This window comes from Bacteroides sp. AR29, assembly GCF_900217715.1.
Taxonomy (GTDB): Bacteria; Bacteroidota; Bacteroidia; order Bacteroidales; family Bacteroidaceae; genus Bacteroides; species Bacteroides uniformis.
In genome coordinates, this window is record NZ_OBMS01000015.1 from 84039 (window position 1) to 101959 (window position 17921).

Genomic DNA, 17921 nt, shown 5'->3' on the forward strand with positions numbered 1-17921 from the left:
TTCTGGGAAACGGCTTTTTAAATTGATAGTTGACAGTTATCAACTAAGAAATCACCAATGTCTTTCCGGATAAAGGTCATTCCACCATGCCGGACTATCCTGCAGCCAGCGGGCAAACCAAGCCATAATTGAATTGTGCCACAATTCACGTTTTGCATAATCAAGTACAAAATGGTTTTCACCGTCCACGGTAATAAATTCCACCGGCTTGCCCAATATCTTCAGCGCATTATACAACTGGATACTTTCACCGATAGGCACGTTTGTATCTACCGTGCCATGCAGCAACAACAGAGGGGTATTAATCTTGTCCGCATTGAACAATGCTCCATACTTCGTAAACAAATCGAGATTATTCCAAGGATAGCTATCGGCTGCCGCAACAGAGTTATAGGAATATCCCCAATAACCCTCGCCCCAATAGCTCGTTACATTGCTGATGCCAGCATGCGAGGCAGCGGCAGCAAACATGTCCGTCTTAGTCTGCAGATACATCGTCATGAATCCTCCATAAGAGGCACCCAGGCATCCGATACGTTTATCGTTGACAAACGGATGGGCTGCACAGAATTTCTTCGTACCTTCAATGATCTCATCGGCCGTACGCTCACCCCATGCATTGACATGGCGTGCAGAGAACTCCTGGCCGTACCCGATGGCACCACTGGGCTGGATAACATAAACCACATAGTCACGTGACGCAAACAACTGTGCACAGTACGGGGAAGTTATACCGCGGGTTGTAGGAGTCGTTCCTCCATAATAGTATACGATAAGCGGATACTTCTTGTTCGGGTCAAAAGACGGCGGCAGACAAACCATTCCCTTTATCTCCGTACCGTCCGAAGCTGTAAAGTTCCACTCTTCCATCTGTCCCAGCTCAATCTTATCGAGGATGGGCTTCATGGGATTGGCAAGCAGGGTAGAAACTTTTTTCTTCGTGTCGTACGTATAAGCTACGCCCGTGCTGGTGTTTCCTCCGCCCACATAGGCAGCCACAACCGGATTGTCATTGGCCAGCGTGAAGGAAGTAATCACATCTTCTTCAAGCGGAAGCATTTCAAAGCCGCCCGTCTTCGGAACATAACGGTAGATATGCCTGCAATCCCCATCAGTCGTATCGAAATAGATACATCCGTCCACACGGTTCCACTGCACGAGAGACACCGTAGGATTGAAATCGCGCGTGATAGCCTGCACTTTCTTTGTAGCCAAATCCATAATGAATGCTTGGGTATCAAAGTCATTGGCTATGGGATGTTCACCGCAATTCTTGCCAATGCCTCCGAAAGCAGACGGACTGCCCGTCACCAGAAGCTGCTTCCCGTCCGGAGAGTAAGAAGCACTTCCCAGATAAGCATCCCAGGCGACCAGCGTATCTGCCTGCAAGGTGGTCAAATCAATCTCGAAAAGAGAAGAGAGGGAGAAAGGGCATCGAGTGATGTCCGGCTTGGAAGTGCTGCACAACAGTTTCTTGCCATCCGGGGAAATATCATTCAGATAGACGTTGTGACTACCGTAGGTCAGGCGCTCGGAAAGTCCCGTCGCCACATCGTATTTCATGAGATAATAGCGGTCACGAGAATTGGGGATACGGTCGTCCGGATGCAAGAGACGTTTCAACGGGCCACTCACCTTTTCGCCCTCGTCCGTGAGCATATAGATAAGATAGTCTTCTGTAGGAGACCAGCTGAAATATCCTTCGGGAACATTCTTCAGCAGCACTTCCTCACGCATCGTGGCGGGATCGAACACAACCAGGTCATTCTGCTCCTCGCCCATAACCGTATAATAGAGCTTATTGCTGTTGGGCATCCAGTTCATCTTTTCATTGGCATTGGGCAATATCACCCGGCCGGTCTTTACCTCGGTCAGCTCACAACGGGTCCTGGAACGCTTCACGTCGTAATTGTCCGAATAGCGGGTCAGCAGATACTTGCCGTTGGGCGAAAGAGAAACCCTGCTCGCTCGGGAGCCGAAATTGGTGTTGAACAAAGAGAAACGTCTCTTCATGTCCGGTGCCATCCGGCAGGCTACATCGGCAAAGTCCTTTTCCTTTTCAAATTCGCATTTCAGCATCGGCTGCATCTTGTCGTCCGCGCTTGAAAGCAACTTGATGACAATCTCATAATCCGCTTCGGGGTCCATACGCAGACTGACAGCCGTAGGACGGACCTGCGACAAGCTGTCCTCCGCTGTCTCCTTGACTTGCTTGGATTCACCGTTTACAAACACCTCAAAACGGGCAGGAGAATATACATTCAGCTTGCCCTTCATGAAACGCTCCGCACGCAGATTGGTAGCAAACAGATAGAACAGATTGTCCTTGTCTGCCTTTGCCACAGTTACATATCCAGCCGTATCAGCAACCATACGTTCGTACCGACCTCCGTCGAAGTCGAGACTGACCTTCGTCTTCAGAAGATTGCCGGTAGTAAACTTGTCTCCCTTGAAGTTGATACTATCGCCCTGGAGGGGAGTGCGCACCGTAACGGCAGGACGCACATTATACTCAGCAACTCTTTCCTGAGCTTGGGCAGCCAATCCCGCAAGGAGCAGCAAACCCGACAAAACTGTGATTTTCTTCATTACTGTAAGATTAAATCGTTTCAAAACCATTCCATAAATTTCCAGGAGGGACGGGAGCCTCCACTTCTATCGGTTCTTTGGACACCGGATGCACAAAACGGATATACCGCGCATGCAGACAGATGCTGCCGTCGGGATTGGAGCGGGGCGAACCATACTTCAAATCTCCCTTGATGGGACAGCCCATCTTTGCCAACTGACAACGTATCTGGTGATGGCGTCCGGTTTTCAAATCTATTTCCAACAGATAATAGTTCTGCGACCGCCCGATGAGCCGGTAATGCAAAATCGCTTTCTTGCTGCCCGGCACCTCCTTGTCGTATGCATAACTCTTGTTCTGTTTCTCATTTCGCACCAGATAGTTCACCAATTCCCCCTCTTCCTCGCGGGGTAAGTTCTTCACTACTGCCCAGTAAGTCTTCTTCACCTCGCTATTCTTGAACATCTCGTTCAGACGCGACAGTGCCTTACTGGTCTTGGCAAAAACAACAAGACCGCTCACGGGGCGGTCCAGCCGGTGGGCGACACCGATAAAGACATTTCCAGGCTTGCTGTACTTCTCTTTCAGGTACTGCTTTACAGTTTCCGAAAGCGGTGTATCACCCGTTTTGTCTCCCTGAACTATCTCGGAAGCGGTCTTGTTGACTATAATGATATGATTGTCTTCGTATACGACAGTCATCGGTTGTTAATGTTTAATGATTAGTGATTAATGATTAATGACTAACACCCAACTTCTCATTAAACATTAATCACTAATCATTAATCATTAAATTACATATTCATCCCACCATCTACCTGAATAACCTGACCGGATACATAAGAAGACATATCAGAAGCCAGGAAAGTAGCGATATTTGCCACGTCTTCGGGTGTGCCGCCACGACGCAAAGGAATCTTCTTGCACCATTCAGCCTTCACCTCTTCAGACAAGGCGTCGGTCATGGCTGTCATGATGAAGCCCGGAGCAATGGCATTGGCACGGATTCCACGAGAACCCAGCTCCTGAGCGATAGACTTGGCCAAAGCAATCATACCGGCTTTGGAAGCAGAATAGTTGGCCTGGCCGGCATTGCCGTGAACACCTACCACAGATGCCATATTGATAATGCTACCCGCCTTCTGGCGCATCATGATGGGTGTGCAGGCATGGATAAAGTTAAATGCCGATTTCAGGTTGACATTGATAACCATATCCCATTGCTGTTCGCTCATACGCATCATCAGACCGTCACGTGTGATACCGGCATTGTTTACCAGAATATCAATACGTCCAAAGTCCTTATGGATTTCTGCCACTACATTGGCAGTGTCTTCAAAGTTTGCTGCATTGGAGGCATAAGCTTTTGCCTTTACTCCCAAAGCTTCCAATTCTTTTGCCGTAGCCTCGGCATTTTCATCAATCACCAAGTCAGTGAATGCAATATTTGCTCCTTCTTGAGCGAACTTCAAAGCGATAGCCTTGCCGATGCCGCGTGCAGCACCTGTCACAATGGCTGTTTTTCCATCTAATAATCCCATATTATTTTAAAATTATTTATAAAATGTATTCTTACTTCTTTCCCAATGCACCAAGTACCAGACGGGTCACGTAAGTATCGCGTACCGCATCGTCCAGATTGGCCCCTATATGGCCGCGGATATAAGGTGTTTCAATACCTTTGACACTGTAATGCACAATCTCGGCAGTCATATCCAAGTCATCTATCTGGAAAACACCCTTCTCCATACCTTCACGCAGAACCTCCTTGAAAAGCTGGGTCTCTGTAGCATCGAAACGTTTGCGCACTTTCTCCACTCTCCAAATATCCCGAAAGAAATTGGCACGAAGAGTACCATTCCGAAAGACAACCTCTTTTACCGCATCCAGATGGGTGTAAATCATCTCCATCAGTTTCTCGTCCGGCTGAATATCTTTCTCTACCACGTGCTTCATCATATCCGAAAGAATATCCAGCTCCGACTCGACAACAGCCAAGTAGATATCTTCCTTGCTCTTAAAATAGGTATAGAGCGTTCTCCTACCTTTCTTCGAAGCGAGGGCAATATCATTCATCGTGGTATTCTCAACGCCCATCTTTGCAAACAGCTGACGGGCAACGTCCACTAATTTAGCTTTTGTCTTCGATACGGTCATAGATTAATTGCACATTGCTTTATTATTTGAGCAAAAGTAAGACATTTCCGCATATCTTACAAGAAAACATTCATTTTATTAATGAACAGCCCTAAAAAGAAAGAAAAAAAGTAGGCTTATTATCGTTCTATTTATCAACATATTACTCATTAAAATCCACTTAACCTCAAAAATATCATGCATTTTATTTGCATATTAAATAAAAAGCCGTACCTTTGCACCCACAAAACAATAACATCGCGGAGTGGAGCAGTTGGTAGCTCGTTGGGCTCATAACCCAAAGGTCATTCGTTCGAGTCGGATCTCCGCAACTACAATGAGGATAAAAGGTTTAAAGGCCGTTTATCCTCATTTTTTTTAATTCCCATCAAGGACAGAAAAAAATGTTTGCGCAAATAATGTTTGTGCAAATTGCTTCCACACTTCCACCTCCTCTCCACATCCCTTTATTCATCGGCATTACAGATGCGGTGGAAGCAACTCAAAAGTGTGGAAGCAAAATTTGCTTCCACACCGTTTCACAAACAGAAATACTGACACACAAGAAGCTAACATGAAGTAACACAAGTTATTAATTTCTTGTATCACATCTTATTTATATCGTACCTGCACGAAATCAATATCCTGCAAACACGGTATTAATTCCATCTCCTGCCCCTTCAAATGCAATCAGAACAAATGCGTACAGCCACACAAAGCCAAGACTTCAATACTGTTTTCCTCTGTGCTTTATTCAGAGAATGAAGGTATTTATTACGTCGGACATAAGGAATCAACAGTATGCAACGGCCATGATGCAATCGCCTAACGGCCATCAACACCCCGCTTAACAGCCGTCAGCAGATCGCCGCACGACCATTAGGCGCTGATAAGGCAATGAGTAAAAGGGAACACTCCCCTATACACAAACAAACAAAGCCCTATATACAACGGATTGAAAGCAGCGGTTTCCCTTAGAATATCCTGATGAAAAGCAACCCCAGCCCGATGGCAACGCCAGTCGAAACAAGTCCGGGAAGCATGAACGAGTGGTTCAGCACATACTTGCCGATACGGGTAGTTCCGGTACGGTCGAAATTAATGGCTGCTACTACGGTGGGATAGTTGGGAATAAAGAAGTAACCGTTTACGGCCGGGAACAGAGCAACCAGTATCATAGGCGAAATGCCCAAAGCGATGCCCAAAGGCATCAGTGCGCGCACAGTGGCGGCCTGGCTATAAAGCAGAATCGACATGGCAAACAAGGCTATCCCGAACAGCCACGGCATTTGCCTCACCACTCCCTCGATGGACTGGGTCAACTGAAGCATGTTTCCCTGAAGAAAAGTATCTCCCATCCAGGCAATGCCGAATATGGCAATCACCGCCTGCATGCCTGCCGGGAAGACGGAACCTTGCGTTGCCTTCATGCCGTCGGTGCGAGTCAGCAGCAAGATGAGGGCGGCGGCAGAGAGCATCACGATTTCGATAATGGCAGACATGCCGAGTCTCACCGTCTCGCCGTCTATCACGAAGACAGGACGCAAACTGTCGAACGAACCAAAGAACACAATAAAAGCAGTGGCAAGGATAAAGATAAACACGGACAAGACGGCATGCCGTTTATTGTGTATATCCTTTATCTCCACCTTCTTGACATCAAGATAGCCTTCGGTCAACCTCTTTCTGTACTCCGGGTCGTCTGCCAGCTCCTTGCCCACCTTCATGGAGAACAAGGCGCCCACAAATACCCCGATAATGGTAGCAGGAATCGTTATTTTCAGAATATCGAACAAGGTGACATCAAATCCCGCCAGCAACCCAAGCAGTGCGACGGTGGCAGCCGAAATGGGACTTGCCGTAATAGCCTGCTGCGAAGCAATCACCGCAATGCCCAGTGGCCTCTCGGGACGAATCTTGGTCTCCGTGGCAACCTCGGCAATCACGGGAAGCACCGAATATGCCACATGTCCCGTGCCGGCAACAAAAGTAAACAAATAGGTCACAATAGGGCTCAAGATGGTGACCTGCGAAGGATTCTTCCGCAACAACCGTTCCGCCAGCTTTACCATATAGTCCAGTCCGCCAGCCGCCTGCATGCAGGATGCGGCAGAAATGACGGCGGCTATCATCAACATAACGTCAATGGGAGGTGATGTAGGCTGCAATCCGAAACCAAACGTCAGAATTGCCAGACCTATCCCTCCCATTACACCTAGTCCAATGCCGCCCAAGCGGGCGCCTATAATGATAGCTACCAATACGAATGCCAATTGCAAGGCCATATACTCTACACTTTTTGATTCATGTGCAAAGATAAGTCATTTCGTATTATGGCTACTCACCTACTTCTATTTTAACTGCTTGTTTTAACTCCACACTCAAAGAGGCATCATCCTTTAACGGTGTCCAGAACACCCGGCGGCATTCATTCTTCTGCAAAAGACAACGATGATAGCGACTGCCGGACAGATGCTCCGTATCGATATGGAAGAAACCGGTATTGACATCCCAGTCGGCTATCTCGTCCAGATTCAGATAAAGGTTGCGCACTGTGCCGCTGTTGAGATGCAAGCTCTGCGCCTGCGCCGCAAGCGCAGTGACATGGCAATCTTCCAGCCGGGCAAGGTATCGCGTGCGGAAAGAGAGCGTATCGCAACGGAGTCCGTAGAAATTGGCTTCCATATCTTCCACATCTACCACAACCGCTTGTACCTCCGCAGGCAACCGCAATTCCATCCCTTCTGAACGAACCCTTATCCAAATGTCATTCTGAAGATACTGTTCCAGCTTATCCTCCGGAAAGTCAAAGGTGACGAGCAGGGTATCGCCAACGGAAGTCATCGACATAAAAGCCTCCATATCCCCTGCATAGGAGAAACTGCCCTGCTGCAAAGAGTCTCCGGCAGTTACCTCCAACGGCACTTCCCCGAACGAGAACATACGCTCTGCCTCCACAATACCTTCTTTTTTCTGTTTCCACACCACCGGAGGCTGTGTCAGCTTCAACACCCTGCACGAGGGCAGCTGCACCGTTTTCCGTTCTCCGCCGATTTCCATAAAATTATCTTTCTGAGTGACATTGCGGTCCACCACATAGAACATGAGTCCGCATACCATTGCCACACCGGTAACCAGCATTCCTATCATTATATAAGTCGTTCGTTTCATAACTGTCTTCTTTTATTTTTGTTTCTTGATAAACTCCTGATACATCCCGGACAACTCCTCGGCAGAGATGCCCAGCGTGAAAATCTGCTTGAAGAAATAATCCACTTCCTCCTTCAGAAAATACTCTTTCCTCAACGAAAGAATCAGCTTACGTGCACCTACCGACACAAAATAGCCGATACCCCGCTTGTTGTAAATCACTCCTTGCGTCTGCAAGTAGTCGTACGAACGCATCACCGTATTGGCGTTGACCTCTACCACAGCCGCATATTCCCGTACCGAAGGAATGCGTTCTTCCTCCTGATATTGCCCGAGAAGTACCTCGTCGCAAATGCGGTCTGCTATTTGCAGGTAGATGGCTTTACTTTCCTTAAAGTTCATAGTTACCAGCGATTAATGATTTCGGACTCCTTGAAACGGAAATAGGCAAGCACCCAGTTGAAAAGGGCGAAAAACGAAGTTATAAAAATCAGCCAGCCGCCCGATGCCTCCCTGTCAATATAGGGCTCAGTCATGAAGAAGTTATTAGGCAGAATGGCCTTCAGGCACAATACAGCTATCAAGATATATGAAACGAAGATGCAGACACCGGCCGCAAAAGTCTTGATAAGTGCATTTTTGGGCCAGACCGTACTACCCAGCAGGAAGAAAGACTGTAGGAAAAAGTAGCAGCTCAGGAATATCCCCACCACAGCCGGTCCGCTTCCTATCGTCTCATAGAAACAGTTCGTGTTACAGCAGAATTCCCACAACGGAAAGGAGTGAACGACATGCAGCTCCGGGTAGGCCAGAAGATAGAAGACGACTCTTGTCAAGTCCGCCAGCTTGAAAGCTATCAGAAAGACCAAGATAAAGCCGCAGGTAGCCACCAGCCAGCGGGCAAAGAATTTCTCGAACATGGTGGCAGGTGTCATGAGCACAACGGTACGACTCGTCTTGCTTTTCATCCTTTCCATGGCAAACGAGGCGCTAATGCATCCCCAAATGACAAGTCCCCAAAGAAAGAATCTGGACTCAAACTCCCAGATAGGGTCCATGCCCACAGCTCCCGCTTCCAGATTGTGATACTGATAGTATCCATTCCAGACAAAGACTATGGCCAACATTCCGTAGACCATCACCGAGCGGAGTATATAGGTCTTCCAATTCTCCACCATCTCTTTGCGGCATACGTTCACAAAGCGATGCAAACTAAAAAAGGTATCGCGTATCATTATTCATTTGTTTTAGTGTGAAACATTTCCGCTATCTTCCCAGGCTCTGCAAGTACGGCGCCAAACAGCAGTTCAAGATTAATCTCCGATTCCTCACCTTCCGTATTGGGCAGCATCAAGAAATTGCCTTGTACGGAGGGAAGCGTGTACAAGGCAGTCGCAGCCAACTCCCGGTCGTCACTCTCCAAGAAGAACAGCTTACTGCAAACGCTGGCAGTGGATTCGTCCAGCAATACGCGGCTGTTGTCCATAATCAGAACATGGTCCAGCACTTTGTCAATGTCACGCACCTGATGGGTGGAAATGACAATCGTCTTGTCGTCCGACATACCCGAAGCCAGGAATTTACGGAACTGGCTCTTCCCCGGAATATCCAGTCCATTGGTAGGCTCATCCATCAGCAGCAGGGAAGTATTGGTGGCCAGCGCAAAGCTCATGAAGATTTTCTTTTTCTGCCCCATGGACAAGGCTCCCAAATCAGCATCCATATCCATCTCGAAGAAATGCAGGTACTTCACCATGTCTTCCTTACTGAAACGGGGATAGAACTTACTGTTCAGTTCAATATAGCTGACCAGGGAAATAGGAGGCAGCTCGAACTCCTCGGGTACCAGAAACATGTCCTGCAACGTGACGGGCAACCGGCGGCGCATGTCGGTATCATGATACATCACTCTCCCACGTTTGGGAGCCAACAAACCGCTCATCAGATAGAGCAACGTAGACTTGCCGGCTCCGTTCTTACCCAACAGACCGTAAACCCGGCCGGCTTCCAGCGAAAGTGAAAAATCGCTCAGGACTTCTTTCCGCCCCTTGCGATAACTAAATGAAATGTTTTCTACTTGTAACATACGCTTGAATGAATTAAATATCTTATTGTCTATGTGTATTAGTATAATAGTACACCGCAAAAGTAGACATTCTTTTCAATACGACAAGCGTTTCAAGAAAAAAAATGCTCAGAAAAAGGAACAATTCTATTCTTTGGTTCGAAATTAGCCTCACACGCAAGAAGATTAGGACACTTCTGTATCCATTTAGGACTCTATATTTCCTGCCACTTGCTTTACATTTGCAAAGGAGCTAAAGACATGAATATGAAAAACGAAGAAAAGATTTACCAACTTAACACATACAATATAGCAGAATATACAAGTACGGACTATACCGACAACGATATTGCTATACTTGGAGATTTCAAGAACTTGCTTTTCAACAAGTATTTCAAGTTGAATGCAAACATCTATGTGGTCTGTGTAAAAGGAAGACTGCAGATAAACATCAATACCCAAAAATATGCTATCTACCCCGGTGAGATGCTGATTTGTATGCCCAATATGATTCTGAGCAATTGCACAACCAGTTCCGACTTCAAGGGCGCCATGTTCTGTCTGTCGACCCAGATTACACAGAAGTACCTTCATAAAAGTAGTGACATATGGAACAAGGCTTTCTATATCAGCCAGAATCCGGTAGTACGCATTGACAAGGACAGAGTGCAACTGTTCGATTTATACTATAAGGTGATACGTGCCCGAATGAAACAAGCGGAGCAGCCCTACTACAAAGAAGTCATCAGGTCGCTGATACGCACCATGCTGTATGAGCTGCTGGCAGATTTAAACCAGTTGAGCACCCCTCCCGAAAGCCAAATGGTGAAGCGGAGCAACATTCTATTCAAGAGATTCCTCGACCTGCTGGCCTGCACCGAGGTGAAAAAACGTTCTATTTCCTATTATGCGGGTAAGCTGTGTGTTACTCCCAAATATCTTTCCACCGTCTGCAAAAAGGTCAGCGGAAAGACAGCCTTCGAGTGGATAAACGATTATGTGGTCGAAGACATCAAATATTTTCTGAAGTATTCCAATAAGTCTATCAAGGAGATTTCCGAGCATCAGGATTTCCCCAACATCTCCTTTTTCGGGAAGTATGTGAAGACACACTTAGGCACTTCACCCACGGACTACCGCAAGCAATCACTGCCTCCAAGGGGGACCCTGCAACAAAAAAGGAGGAGCTAAGAATCACTCTCCACTCCTCCCGACACGACAAACAACTAAAATTATTGCTATTTGATGCCGTCCAATGCCTTGTTTGCTGTGGCATTGGTGGGGTCGATAGCCAGAATTTTATTCCAGTACTCTTTCGAAGTAGCATAGTCACTCTTCAACAGATAGTAGTAGCCCAGATAACTGTAACACTCTATCAATGCAGAGTTGTACCTCGGTTCGTTTTTGGCAAGCAGTACGTCCACCACCTTCTCGTAATAAGGTTTCGCCAATCCCTCTGTAGTTTCGGGGTCCATGGCAGAGTGTGTGCGGGCGCGCCACATATCTCCCAAATAACTGTCGGGAGCTTGTTCGGCAACAAGTGCGAACACAGAGTCGGCAGCCTGCAATGCCGCCATGCGGTCGGCAGACTGAACGGAGAGAGTGTCCGAGGACGTACCCTCTCCGTAGTACAGACGCCCTAACTGGAATAAGTTTTCGGACGTCTTTTTATCTTGTGCCAGCGAGTCATAGTACTTTTTATAAGCAGCAATGGCTTGGGTATAGTCGTTTTTCAATTCATAAGCATCGGCAATCTCACGCCACAAATCCACCTGACTCTCATCCTTCTCCAATGCCTTACCATATTCCTCAATGGCCTGGTCATATTTCTTCAGAGCACTCAACAGAGCACCGTGATAGCGGTAATCCAAGCATGAATAATCGGCATTATCCGAAGCATTGAAGAAAGCATCGGCAGCCTTCTCTGCCTCGTCATAACGCTTGAGGTCGACATTGTTGTACATCACAAGCCGGTTGAATGCGGCATGGCGGGCATTCTTCTGCAAACCTTTCTGCGCCACCGCCAAGGATTTCTCGAAGTCGTGGTTCAGGAATAGTGCAAAAGCATATTTAAGGATGTCATCTTCCGTAGCCACGGGAGTATCGATGAACTTGGCATAGGTGTCGGCAGCCTTGCCAAAACGGTTGGTGGCGTAATACACTTCCGCCAGCTCCTTGTCTGCTTCCAGGCAATCCGGAGCTATGGCCTTCAGCTGGTTCAGCTTCTCTATGGCCTGCGAAGGACTGGCAGACTTGTATGCCTGCGCATATTTCAGATACGCATCCTTATAATTCGAATCAAAATAGATGGCTTGCTCATAAAGCTGGCATGCCTTTCCGATATCTTTCCGGGCAAAAGCGATGTCACCCTCGAGTACAGAAACTGCCGGAGCCTTGTTGTCGGCCTTTCTTGCCATCTCCAGATAGGTTTCCGCCTCTTTCAGCTGTCCTACATCCAGATAGGCACGGGCCACGGAAGTCACAAGCTCCACATTTTTCTTGTTCTTGCCCTTCAGCAGTTCTCCGGCTGCGTCGGAAGCCTGCTCCGGATTCGTCTTTATCAGACTTTTTACTTTATCCACCCCCGCCTGCCATTCGGGCACCGGCGTTTGTGCGGCGAGCGTACCTGCAAACAGCATCGCTCCCAAACAAAATACAAATCTACGTTTCATGTTAGCATTCATTTTAGTTATTCATCCTTGACGTTCACCACGCGCACCGGTTGGGTGGCGGGGACCAATCCCGACTTCAATATAATCCGCTGTCCCCGGTCGGAAGCGAGGAAAGAGGCAAATCCCCACGGAAGTGCGCTCCGCGGATCATTCAACAAGGCATAGATGCTGCGTGCCAACGGATAATCACCGTAATACAAATACGCCTGATAGGGTTTGTAACTGTTGTCCGGCATGGCCTTGTCAGCAGCACTGACGGACATCAGCCGCACCTCTTTACTGAAAGAGAGCCCCGTACTGTCATTCCGGTCGCTCAGCCAGTTCACGCCGATAATACCGATGGCATCAGGCGTGCGGGCCACGTAGTCAATCACCTCCCTATTGGTTTTCAACGCTTTCAACTGACTGGAAAGCGGTACACCCTTACAGATGGAATCGACAGCAAAACGTACGGTACTGGAGTTCTTGTTGTCAAACACAAGACTGATATCCCCCAGACGGGAAGCCGGATAGATATCTTTCCACTGCTTCGCATCACCCGTCAGGATGCGGCGGATGTCCTTCACACTAATCAATGAATCCGGATTGCCAAGATGGGTTATCAATGCCAGCCCGTCCGTAGCAATCTTTATCTCCTGCGGAAAAAACTTCCGGCTATTGAAGGAATTCATCTCTTCGGGAGTCAGTCTGCGACTGGTTATTGCCAACCGCAGACTGTCCTTGAGCAAGAGGTTGACGGCATCGACTTCCGTCACATAACGGGGCACAATTCCTGCCAAGGGGAACAGTCCTTCGAACACGTCAATTTCTTCCTGCACAATAGGCTGGAAACTTTCGTCCGCAGCAATTGCAATCACACCGGAGGTATACGTATCCGTTTGTCCGTCCTTGGACTTGCTTTGGCAGGCCGACAGCAGAGTCAGCAGCACCAGTAAGCCTGAAAGCTGAAGTTGTTTCACCGTTTTCATAACACACACACTTATTGTAATCTAAACATCACCGGTATCGTATATTTCACCGATACGGCCTTACCATTCTGCTTGCCGGGAATCCATTTGGGCATGGACATAATCACACGGACAGCTTCCTTATCCAGATAGGGGTCTACACCTCTCAGCACTTTCACATCACGCACCTTGCCGTCGGCACCTACCACAAACTGGCAGGTTACACGCCCTTGCGTACCGTTTTCCTGGGCAATGGTCGGATACTTCATATTCTTGCTGATGAACTGCATCATCTCGGCCTGACCACCGGGGAACTGGGGCATCTGCTCTACCATATCGAAAACCTTTTCAGGTTCCGGTTCGGCCTGCGTCACCACTTGTTTCAAGTCGGCGATGTCCTTGCCGTGTTCCTCGTCATTACCTTTCACGTCGGCAATGGAGATGGCAACTTTCGTTTCCGTCAGTTCTGTCTGGCTTTTTATTTCATCCTCGTCCCTCACTTCCTCATCCTTTTTGATGACGGGAGCGGTAAACTTAATGGAGCTTTTCAATGCAGGCGGCGGTGGGGCCACGGGCTCTATCCGCTTCATCTCTTCCTGCTTCACTTCCGGTTCTTCCAGCTGCGAAAGGGTAGTCACTTCGGTCATCACCTCTTTCTGTTTGGGGGTAGCCATCTTTATCAGCGTAGGGATACTGAAACCTATCAATGCAATTACAATTACCAGTATCACGGCAATGTTGTGCCGTCTGGGAGAGGTCTCACGCATCTTATAGGCTCCATATGCTTTGTTCTTACCACTGAACACGAGGTCACACCATGCTTGGGAGCTTAAATCTACTTTAGCCATATTCTTTCCTTTCTTTGGGTGTTACACATCATTCAGCAATGTTCTGGGACAATTCGCCCTTGCTTTCGTAGTTCTTCATCAAAAACTCGTCGGCTTCGGCAATATCCGTTATCACATACTTACCTATATTACATATCTGCATTTCATCGAGAGCATCAATCAGATTCTTGTACGAAGACTTGTCGGTAGCCTTGATGATGACTGTCGGCGTATCCTTTCCACTTTTTATTTCGGAAAGCTGTTTCCGGTAGTCATCCTCTGATATCTTAAGATCCAGTTTCTGCTGCTTCAGTCTGTTCACCTCGTTCACAGCAACTCTATTACGTTGCAGAAGCATTGCCCGCAGACCATCCGCCTGATAGGTAGTTTCCTTCAGTGAAGTATAGTCCTTGTAGTTAGGTTCCCCTTCGTAATAATACAACTTGTTGTCATCCCCCAGCAACAGCGTGATGGCTTGGGAAGCCTTGACTTTGGTCTGCTGCTCCTCGGTGATGGTCTTGTCATTGCTCGGCATGCTTATCTCCATGGTCTGAGGTTTGCTCAGTGAGGTACAAAGCATAAAGAAGGTAATCAGCAACATGTTCATGTCCACCATAGGTGTAAAGTCCACCCTGACAGTCATTTTCTTCTGCTTGCTTTTTCCACCTTTCTTGTTGCCGCTTTCTTGTATTTCAGCCATAATGTTTCCTTTCTTGTTCTACTTGTAACTCGTAGCTTGTCACTCCTCACTTGTGGTCTTCAGAGAAGTAATCAGGTTGTACCGGTTCTCTCTGAGGTCCTGAAGTGAGTTCATCACATTTTTTATTACGGAATAAGGAGTATTGGCATCTGCCTTGATGGCAATGCGCAAATCACTGTTCACTGCACGGGCGTTGCGTACCCAGGCCTTGAACTGATTGTCAATACTGTCTGTCGGTATCCCCTCATTCTTCAATACAGCATCTTGCTGGTCTTGCGGCAAGTCGAGGTATTTCTTCATACTCTTCATCGGCACACCAAAGGTAGACGCCAGCATGAATTTTTTAGTTTCCTCCGGAGTGAAAGTCACTCCATACTCCTGCCCCATAGCTTCCAGCACTTCGCGCAAGTCGGACTGCTTGTCCAGACTCATAAATACTTTTCCGCTCGGATCGACCAATATCTGGAGTACATTTGTCTCCGGAATCTTAATCTCGGATACAGAGGCGGGAGTCGTTACTTGTACCGGCTCTTTCTTCACGAACGTAGAAGTCAGCATGAAGAAGGTCAGCAGCAGTACAGTTACGTCACTCATCGCCGTCATATCGATGAACGTACTTTTCTTTTTTATTTTCGCTCTGCCCATAATCGTTTCATTGAAAATTAAAATTGAGAATTCATTCGTTGAATAGATAATAGAAGCCTACGTCACAGCGCAGCTCCAACTATCAGCAGTCAACTATTTATGGGTAGCTGCAAAAGTCTGCACGATGGAGAAACCAACCTCATCGAGGCTGTAAGTCAACTTGTCAATCTTGTTTGTATAATAGTTGTAGGAGATAACGGCCAATGCACCGGTCAAGATACCGAAGGCAGTATTAATCAAAGCCTCAGAAATACCTTGCGACAGAGCCATGGAGTCGGCTGAACCTCCGGCTGCAAGGGCGGCAAATGAACGGATCATACCGATAACTGTACCGAGCAATCCCATCAATGTACCTAAAGTCGTGATGGTACCAATAATAGGAAGATTCTGCTCCATCATCGGCAGTTCCAGCGCAGTGGCTTCTTCCAATTCCTTCTGGATGGCAAGCAGTTTCTGGTCTTTGGACAGCTCTGTGTCATTCTCCATCTCGGCATACTTCTTCAAAGTGGCATTTACCACATTGGCTACAGAACCACGTTGTGAATCGCAGATTTGTTGTGCCTTCTTCATATCACCTTCAGCCAAGGCTGCTTTGATGTTAGCTACGAATTTCACCAATGACCCCTTACCAAAGGCAGCGCCAATGGCAATATAACGTTCAATACTCAGTGCGATGACAGTCAGCAAAAGCGTTTGAATTACAGGAACAATGAATCCACCTTTATAGATGGTACCGAGGAAGTTACCCGGCAACGGATGGTTGTTCGGGTCGTTGTTCATAAAGTTGGAGGGATTTCCCAACACAAAGTGAAAAATAAGCACGGCGATGATAAAACAGATTACGATTACCCAACCGGCAGATCTGATGCCTTTAAAAGAGGCTGCTTTTTTTTGAGTAGTTTCCATGATGAAAAGTTTAATTGTTGGTATTTAAATAGAGTTTTGAAAATAAAGCATAGGGATACGACTTCCCGCTTACGAACCGATAGGGCGTAATCATCCTTGCAACCTTAACTAACATATATGTACACTAAAGGTCACCTGCCTTCAGTCTCTTCAAGACAATAAGGAGAAAAAGGGGGAAATCAATAAGAAGAAAAGTTGGCTAAATCAAAATCCGCCGAAGCGTATAAATATAGTAATCACTGCCCGTCAATGCATAGTACGGGTCTTTATCTGAGTAGTATAATTTAGAGCGGCCTTGCACGAGTAGATTCTCGTGGTTGGATAACATCAAAAGAATGTTTCTGAGGAAAAGATTGTCTTCAATCACCCTGCGCAAACGCTGTTGATGAGAAGAGTAAGTTTCGGAAACCGGTTTGTTTCCCAGTTCGACATCCGTAGTCCATGCGAACTTGGTATTCGTGAACAATGAATTCTTCTTGTCAATACTATTGTCGGAAGTAGAAGAACATGAAGATAAAGAAGCGGAAACTTCAGCAGTTCCGGCCATTCTGTCATCCACCTGCACCAGGTCAATGGCTTTACCGCTAATGCTGCAAGTCAACATCAGTAGCATGCATATCCAGAATGTCTTTACAGTTGTTTTCATGTCGTCTAATGATTCTACAATAAATAACAGATGTCTCTCTTATTTGTTTTACAGCTATGTTACTTTCTTTTGTAAAAAGATTAAATTGTTCACTGATTAAAGGATTTACTATACCTTTTAATACACTGTAAAGGTACGAAGAATATATGAAATACGAAAGTGGAAATAGGATATAAAATACTGATTTAAACGTTTTTAATCATTCATTTAGCACCTTAATTCGGGAATTAATCTGATGAATATATGATGAATAATTATATATAATAAGGTATAGTGATTAGCGGTAGAAACGGAATGTTAGAGGAGAGGTATATAAAACGAACAAAGCCTCCGTATCCTTATCAGACACGGAGGCTTCTTCTGAAAACGGCGACTACCTACTCTCCCACTGTTACGCAGTACCATCGGCGTGACCGGGCTTAACTTCTCTGTTCGGAATGGGAAGAGGTGGAACCCCGGTGCTGTAGTCACCTGAATAAGGCAGACATGATGAGAAAAAAGTAAAGTGTCCATATATTGCTGAACGTATATACCTCCATACACGGAAGGCAAAAAGTGGACGGGCAATTAGTAATGCTCGGCTATGACATCGCTGCCTGTACACCTGCATCCTATCAACGTCGTAGTCTACAACGACCCTGAGAAATCTAATCTTGTG

Annotated in this window: 17 protein-coding genes, 1 tRNA gene and 2 rRNA genes; 2 read left to right on the forward strand and 18 right to left on the reverse strand. The window is 46.8% G+C overall.

What is annotated here, in order from left to right; genetic code table 11:
* Positions 1-51: 51 nt before the first annotated feature.
* The 4 genes from CSD97_RS11185 to CSD97_RS11200 form a co-directional block, all read right to left on the reverse strand.
* Positions 52-2589: a prolyl oligopeptidase family serine peptidase gene (locus CSD97_RS11185; RefSeq protein ID WP_035450290.1), complete on the reverse strand. Its 2538-nt coding sequence runs from the start codon at positions 2587-2589 to the stop codon at positions 52-54.
* 10 nt (positions 2590-2599) lie between these two features.
* Complete coding sequence (locus CSD97_RS11190) at positions 2600-3271, reverse strand: RNA pseudouridine synthase (RefSeq protein WP_008665938.1); 672 nt, start codon at positions 3269-3271, stop codon at positions 2600-2602.
* A gap of 92 nt (positions 3272-3363) precedes the next feature.
* Entirely contained in the window at positions 3364-4110 is a 747-nt protein-coding gene (gene fabG / locus CSD97_RS11195) for a 3-oxoacyl-[acyl-carrier-protein] reductase (protein ID WP_005828602.1), read from the reverse strand.
* A 31-nt stretch (positions 4111-4141) separates the two neighbouring features.
* Positions 4142-4726 carry a TetR/AcrR family transcriptional regulator gene (locus CSD97_RS11200; RefSeq protein ID WP_005828604.1) on the reverse strand — a complete coding sequence of 195 codons (585 nt, stop codon included), beginning with the start codon at positions 4724-4726 and terminating at the stop codon, positions 4142-4144.
* 238 nt (positions 4727-4964) lie between these two features.
* Between CSD97_RS11200 and CSD97_RS11205 the strand changes: the two genes are divergently transcribed.
* Positions 4965-5037, forward strand: a tRNA-Met gene (locus CSD97_RS11205).
* A 642-nt stretch (positions 5038-5679) separates the two neighbouring features.
* On the opposite strand, the gene CSD97_RS11210 is transcribed toward CSD97_RS11205, so the two are convergent.
* From CSD97_RS11210 to CSD97_RS11230, 5 genes are read right to left on the reverse strand one after another with little or no spacing between them, the layout of a single operon-like run.
* Positions 5680-6990 (reverse strand): anaerobic C4-dicarboxylate transporter, encoded by a 1311-nt coding sequence (locus CSD97_RS11210; RefSeq protein WP_098032394.1) that lies wholly within the window; start codon positions 6988-6990, stop codon positions 5680-5682.
* 52 nt (positions 6991-7042) lie between these two features.
* Entirely contained in the window at positions 7043-7876 is an 834-nt protein-coding gene (locus CSD97_RS11215; protein WP_098032395.1) for a hypothetical protein, read from the reverse strand.
* A gap of 12 nt (positions 7877-7888) precedes the next feature.
* A complete protein-coding gene (locus CSD97_RS11220; protein ID WP_005828614.1) occupies positions 7889-8257 on the reverse strand; it encodes a GntR family transcriptional regulator in 369 nt (122 codons plus the stop codon).
* 2 nt (positions 8258-8259) lie between these two features.
* On the reverse strand, positions 8260-9090 hold the full coding sequence (locus CSD97_RS11225) for a hypothetical protein (protein ID WP_009037280.1): 831 nt from the start codon (positions 9088-9090) through the stop codon (positions 8260-8262).
* Positions 9090-9941, reverse strand: a complete 852-nt coding sequence (locus CSD97_RS11230) for an ATP-binding cassette domain-containing protein (RefSeq protein ID WP_098032396.1) — start codon at positions 9939-9941, stop codon at positions 9090-9092. Before CSD97_RS11230 ends, CSD97_RS11225 begins: the two co-directional genes overlap by 1 nt.
* 246 nt (positions 9942-10187) lie before the next feature.
* On the opposite strand from CSD97_RS11230, the gene CSD97_RS11235 reads away from it, so the two are divergent.
* Positions 10188-11111 carry a helix-turn-helix domain-containing protein gene (locus CSD97_RS11235; protein ID WP_008665930.1) on the forward strand — a complete coding sequence of 308 codons (924 nt, stop codon included), beginning with the start codon at positions 10188-10190 and terminating at the stop codon, positions 11109-11111.
* A gap of 47 nt (positions 11112-11158) precedes the next feature.
* Here CSD97_RS11235 and CSD97_RS11240 read toward each other — a convergent pair whose 3' ends face one another.
* The 9 genes from CSD97_RS11240 to CSD97_RS11280 all read right to left on the reverse strand — a co-directional run.
* A complete protein-coding gene (locus CSD97_RS11240) occupies positions 11159-12604 on the reverse strand; it encodes a tetratricopeptide repeat protein (protein WP_009037282.1) in 1446 nt (481 codons plus the stop codon).
* A 5-nt stretch (positions 12605-12609) separates the two neighbouring features.
* Entirely contained in the window at positions 12610-13560 is a 951-nt protein-coding gene (locus CSD97_RS11245) for a substrate-binding domain-containing protein (protein ID WP_057097291.1), read from the reverse strand.
* Positions 13561-13571: 11 nt separating this feature from the next.
* Positions 13572-14387, reverse strand: a complete 816-nt coding sequence (locus CSD97_RS11250; protein WP_005828639.1) for an energy transducer TonB — start codon at positions 14385-14387, stop codon at positions 13572-13574.
* Positions 14388-14415: 28 nt separating this feature from the next.
* Positions 14416-15066, reverse strand: coding sequence for a biopolymer transporter ExbD (locus CSD97_RS11255; RefSeq protein ID WP_005828642.1), 651 nt, complete (start codon positions 15064-15066; stop codon positions 14416-14418).
* Between the two features lie 39 nt (positions 15067-15105).
* Positions 15106-15711, reverse strand: coding sequence for a biopolymer transporter ExbD (locus tag CSD97_RS11260; RefSeq protein ID WP_005828648.1), 606 nt, complete (start codon positions 15709-15711; stop codon positions 15106-15108).
* A 93-nt stretch (positions 15712-15804) separates the two neighbouring features.
* On the reverse strand, positions 15805-16617 hold the full coding sequence (locus tag CSD97_RS11265) for a MotA/TolQ/ExbB proton channel family protein (protein ID WP_005828650.1): 813 nt from the start codon (positions 16615-16617) through the stop codon (positions 15805-15807).
* A gap of 199 nt (positions 16618-16816) precedes the next feature.
* On the reverse strand, positions 16817-17263 hold the full coding sequence (locus tag CSD97_RS11270) for a hypothetical protein (protein WP_005828652.1): 447 nt from the start codon (positions 17261-17263) through the stop codon (positions 16817-16819).
* A 364-nt stretch (positions 17264-17627) separates the two neighbouring features.
* A 5S ribosomal RNA gene (gene rrf, locus CSD97_RS11275) occupies positions 17628-17738 on the reverse strand.
* Positions 17739-17809: 71 nt separating this feature from the next.
* Positions 17810-17921: ribosomal RNA gene (locus tag CSD97_RS11280) — 23S ribosomal RNA — on the reverse strand; the annotation flags it as partial.

What these genes read in the sequence shown, in the direction of transcription:
- CSD97_RS11250 (WP_005828639.1), bottom strand. Translation starts at nt 14,387, where the DNA reads ATGGCTAAAGTAGATTTAAGCTCCCAAGCATGGTGTGACCTCGTGTTC.
- CSD97_RS11255 (WP_005828642.1), bottom strand. Translation starts at nt 15,066, where the DNA reads ATGGCTGAAATACAAGAAAGCGGCAACAAGAAAGGTGGAAAAAGCAAG.
- CSD97_RS11225 (WP_009037280.1), bottom strand. Translation starts at nt 9,090, where the DNA reads ATGATACGCGATACCTTTTTTAGTTTGCATCGCTTTGTGAACGTATGC.
- CSD97_RS11220 (WP_005828614.1), bottom strand. Translation starts at nt 8,257, where the DNA reads ATGAACTTTAAGGAAAGTAAAGCCATCTACCTGCAAATAGCAGACCGC.
- CSD97_RS11190 (WP_008665938.1), bottom strand. Translation starts at nt 3,271, where the DNA reads ATGACTGTCGTATACGAAGACAATCATATCATTATAGTCAACAAGACC.
- CSD97_RS11265 (WP_005828650.1), bottom strand. Translation starts at nt 16,617, where the DNA reads ATGGAAACTACTCAAAAAAAAGCAGCCTCTTTTAAAGGCATCAGATCT.
- CSD97_RS11240 (WP_009037282.1), bottom strand. Translation starts at nt 12,604, where the DNA reads ATGAATGCTAACATGAAACGTAGATTTGTATTTTGTTTGGGAGCGATG.
- CSD97_RS11260 (WP_005828648.1), bottom strand. Translation starts at nt 15,711, where the DNA reads ATGGGCAGAGCGAAAATAAAAAAGAAAAGTACGTTCATCGATATGACG.
- CSD97_RS11245 (WP_057097291.1), bottom strand. Translation starts at nt 13,560, where the DNA reads ATGAAAACGGTGAAACAACTTCAGCTTTCAGGCTTACTGGTGCTGCTG.
- CSD97_RS11200 (WP_005828604.1), bottom strand. Translation starts at nt 4,726, where the DNA reads ATGACCGTATCGAAGACAAAAGCTAAATTAGTGGACGTTGCCCGTCAG.
- CSD97_RS11215 (WP_098032395.1), bottom strand. Translation starts at nt 7,876, where the DNA reads ATGAAACGAACGACTTATATAATGATAGGAATGCTGGTTACCGGTGTG.
- CSD97_RS11210 (WP_098032394.1), bottom strand. Translation starts at nt 6,990, where the DNA reads ATGGCCTTGCAATTGGCATTCGTATTGGTAGCTATCATTATAGGCGCC.
- CSD97_RS11270 (WP_005828652.1), bottom strand. Translation starts at nt 17,263, where the DNA reads ATGAAAACAACTGTAAAGACATTCTGGATATGCATGCTACTGATGTTG.
- CSD97_RS11230 (WP_098032396.1), bottom strand. Translation starts at nt 9,941, where the DNA reads ATGTTACAAGTAGAAAACATTTCATTTAGTTATCGCAAGGGGCGGAAA.
- CSD97_RS11235 (WP_008665930.1), top strand. Translation starts at nt 10,188, where the DNA reads ATGAAAAACGAAGAAAAGATTTACCAACTTAACACATACAATATAGCA.
- CSD97_RS11185 (WP_035450290.1), bottom strand. Translation starts at nt 2,589, where the DNA reads ATGAAGAAAATCACAGTTTTGTCGGGTTTGCTGCTCCTTGCGGGATTG.
- fabG (WP_005828602.1), bottom strand. Translation starts at nt 4,110, where the DNA reads ATGGGATTATTAGATGGAAAAACAGCCATTGTGACAGGTGCTGCACGC.